Annotated in this window: 3 protein-coding genes and 1 pseudogene; 1 reads left to right on the top strand and 3 read right to left on the bottom strand. The window is 34.9% G+C overall.

Going from position 1 to position 3,539, the window contains the following annotated elements:
• Positions 1 to 525 precede the first annotated feature (525 nt).
• Together V7149_RS15275 and V7149_RS15270 are read right to left on the bottom strand one after the other, a co-directional pair.
• A complete protein-coding gene (locus V7149_RS15275) occupies positions 526 to 948 on the bottom strand; it encodes a hypothetical protein (protein WP_335346466.1) in 423 nt (140 codons plus the stop codon).
• A complete protein-coding gene (locus tag V7149_RS15270; protein WP_335346465.1) occupies positions 929 to 1,402 on the bottom strand; it encodes a MerR family transcriptional regulator in 474 nt (157 codons plus the stop codon). The genes V7149_RS15275 and V7149_RS15270 overlap by 20 nt, the downstream gene beginning before the upstream one ends.
• A 250-nt stretch (positions 1,403 to 1,652) precedes the next feature.
• Between V7149_RS15270 and V7149_RS15265 the strand changes: the two are divergent.
• Positions 1,653 to 2,066 (top strand): annotated as a pseudogene (locus tag V7149_RS15265) (MFS transporter); the annotation flags it as partial.
• 238 nt (positions 2,067 to 2,304) lie between these two features.
• Here V7149_RS15265 and V7149_RS15260 read toward each other — a convergent pair.
• Complete coding sequence (locus V7149_RS15260; RefSeq protein ID WP_335346464.1) at positions 2,305 to 2,991, bottom strand: hypothetical protein; 687 nt, start codon at positions 2,989 to 2,991, stop codon at positions 2,305 to 2,307.
• Between the last annotated feature and the right edge of the window lie 548 nt (positions 2,992 to 3,539).

Raw genomic sequence — 3,539 nt, 5'->3', positions numbered from 1 at the left:
ATAGATATCCAATTTTCTTTAAAGTCTTATTCAATTAAATGGCCCTTTTCATGAAGAAAGACGCTTTCCTTATTTTAGAAAAGCGCCCGATTCTTGTTATTCAACAATCTGCCCTTTAGTAAAAAAAACGCGTTCCTAATAAAAAGGCCGTTCGAATAACCATTTACTTAAACAGTACTATATATATTCCTTGAAGGTACACAGCTTTTTAAACGACTTTTTTATAACTCCATAACATCTTTTAACCTTGTATCATTCATTAATAACGAACTCCAAGGGTTCGCCCCCTTTCGAAGGGCCCCAAATAGCACAATTGGACACACGCCCTGACCTAATTGCTGCTCGGGATACAATATCTCACCTTGGTTAGTTTCAATGCCTCAATATTTGATAACAGCACGATATTGAATGTACAACTTTGATCATAAACATATTGATCAAGAAAGATCAGAGATTGCTTACTTTATAGCTTTGAGCGAGTCTACAATTTAGAAGATAATTCGGACATCTCTGTTACTGTAGCTGCTAACCACCGGATTGTTTTTTATTCATAGCTGTGCCCAATATGATCAAGGCAACATAGATTGCGATGGCAATCGAATCTATTATCGTATCCTTAAGAGCTGAAACGTCAAGTAATGCCGTTACACCAAGAATGACAATCAGTCGCACGATCAGTATCGCCGCGATCATCCATGCGGCAAAACGAACCTTCGATCGATCACTTTGGAATGACATGAAAATAAATGCAATGCCGAAGACCAGATTTTCCGCCGTTATAATGTGCCAAACATACGTGAATACCGTCCGGGTATCCATTGACATCGCCCTAATGTCAAGCTTCGGCAACACAGCGGATTGCCCATTCCATGCATGCGTGACAGCAAACAGAATCGCAAGAACGCCTACAATCAGATAATAAAAATTCCTAATCTTGATGATGATCACAACCCTCCTTAGAAATTCCCGGTTCATTCTTTCGGATATCCTTGTAAAGCTCGCGGACGTATCCTGCTAACCGTTGGTCGCTTTCGTTATTAAAGTCCCTTAACGTTTCGGCTGCCATATTGAGCAACAGATTGACCTTTTCCAGTTGGTTAATCTTCATGCGCGTTTCTGCATTCTTAGCTTCGAGGAACGCAGAAACCTCTTGCAAGTAAGCGAAGTCGATATTTTCCATCTTGCGCAAACCAAGTATTCCCCTCATTTCGTCAAGAGAAAAGTCCGCATACTGCATGATTTGAATATTCATCAAGTCTGTGAGGTCGTTCCTCGAATACTTGCGGTACCGATTGTCATCCCGGGGCGGCGAGACGATCCCAATCCGGTCATAATACCTAAGTGTATCCTTGGGTATCCCAAGGATTTGTGAAACCTCTTGTATAGAGTAAAGTTTTTCCATGAATTCAGAATAACATTTGAGTTGACTCCAATGTCAAGTCGTTTTTTGACCTATTTCTCGACATGTATGCGCGATGTAGCTTTGAAATAAAAATTGATCAATTATTCTACACAAACTGGTATTTAACGAAGAAATGAATTTAAAAATAGGAGGAGCCATTCTTATGGCTTCTCCTACTTTAATTAAGCAAACCTGCACCTTTCGTGCAATAAGTGTAGGTTCACTAATATGTATAAATATTATTGTATATACAATTCTAGCCGCATTTAATATTATTGGTATATTATGTTCAGGGGTTATCATCGATCATTGGAGTAGTCTAAAGCTGCTCGTTTTCTTGTACTTTACGCGTGCCTTATCCATCTCTATTCTCATATATAGCCAAGTCCCAGTGTTATTACTTATTTTTGTGGCCTTATTTGGTTTAGTTGATTTTGCCACTGTTGCACCTACTCAATTGCTTGCAACTTAATACTTTAAACATTATTCTATTGGGTTTATTGTAGGGAGCTTATCTTTAGGGCATCAAATAGGATCCGCTTTAGGAGCTTACAAAACAGGCTTACTATTTAATGAGTTTGGAAACTATGATGTTGCCTTTTACCTTTCGATTATCATTTTGATAGCGGCAGCCGTTTTAAACTATTTACTTCCTGAAACTTAATGAAGTTGTCAGTCCAGCAATGCATGAATGTTTTGTTGGACAGGCTAATCTCTTAAATTTTTTCATCCTCTCTTCAATATTTAATAAGTGGAGCTTCTTCACATTATCTCCCTCCAAAGGATAGATTTTTTATTTTATTCGCTCCATTTTAACAAAAAACCTTCCTCCACAAACGGCCAGTTCGTGGAACAAGAAAGAGTACCGTAACTGTGACCCTTTTGTTCAGCTCAAGCCCCCATTAGCCCAATATGTTTGTAATAATAGAATTTTTAATATTAGAGTAAAATTGCTTGCCTTTCATATACATAAAATTGGGATGATATGTACGAATAGTATTATTAGGCAATAATTCATGTTTCAACAATGCTACTTTCCTTGTTTCCCAATTATTAACACTATTAATCATTAAATCTCGCCACTCAGTTTTAATGTATTGATCATAATTTGGACCAGTAAAAAAGATAATTAAGTCTGGTTTTAGAATATCAATCTCATCCTTAATCACAGGGAATTTTTCATTTTGAATATTTACTAACCTCTTGTCAGGTGCTCCCTTACTTTTTTCCTTTCCAATCTTTATAATATTATTCCAAACACACTCCACACTTTTATCTGGATTTAATTGTTTTATTGTATTAACGTAATCTTTCACAGTATTCCAAAACGGACCACCATATCTAAAACATTTACCCATTCCAAAAAAGTTACAGTATGTTACTAATAATTCATCTATGCTTTTATTACCTAATTCTCCTTCCCATGTATTGGTTTCTTGTCCAAAAAACATAACTTTGATATCAGCATTTTTATACTTTTCTTCATTATTTATATAAAGTAACAACGGATTGCTTAGTTGATTTCCTTCAAGGGAAGAAACCATATCTGACCAATATCTTCTATAAAGATTTAAAAGATTTTTATTCATACCAAATCCACCTTACTAAATATACTTTATTTAATATTACCATAGAAGGTAAATTACCTTATTAAAGAATACTACTCGTTACTTGAATAAGAAAAAGGGTGACCATTCTTTTTGAATAATCACCCTTTAACAACCATTATTCATTTTTGTAATAATCTTCCTCAGTCATTTTTTCTAAATTTCCATTTTCTCGCTTTACGATAATAATCCTCCTATCTTCGTTCGATATATCAATTTGTTTTTCATTTTTGTGTCAGAAAAAAAGAAATTGCAGTCTGACTGACATTAATCCTAAACCATTACTCTTTCTTCTGAAAGTTAATTTCCATAAGCCCTCCCCTCCTATCACTACTATGTATCCCGAAATATCATTCTATCATTATACCATATTTTGTATAATTGAACTAAATACTGTATACTCAATAATACCTTGATCATTTTATACTTAAAGTAGGAAGTTTTTCACAAAAAGAATTTATCCAGTAATGGAGAGATAAATTATGTTTAATAAATTATTGTCACATTACAATCAATCTTTGGTGCTATCG

It is taken from the genome of Bacillus sp. JJ1503 (assembly GCF_036965125.1).
Classification (GTDB): domain Bacteria; phylum Bacillota; class Bacilli; order Bacillales; family Cytobacillaceae; genus Cytobacillus.
The sequence above is the reverse complement of the archived record's forward strand: the minus strand, read 5'-3'. Positions and strand labels throughout refer to the sequence as shown.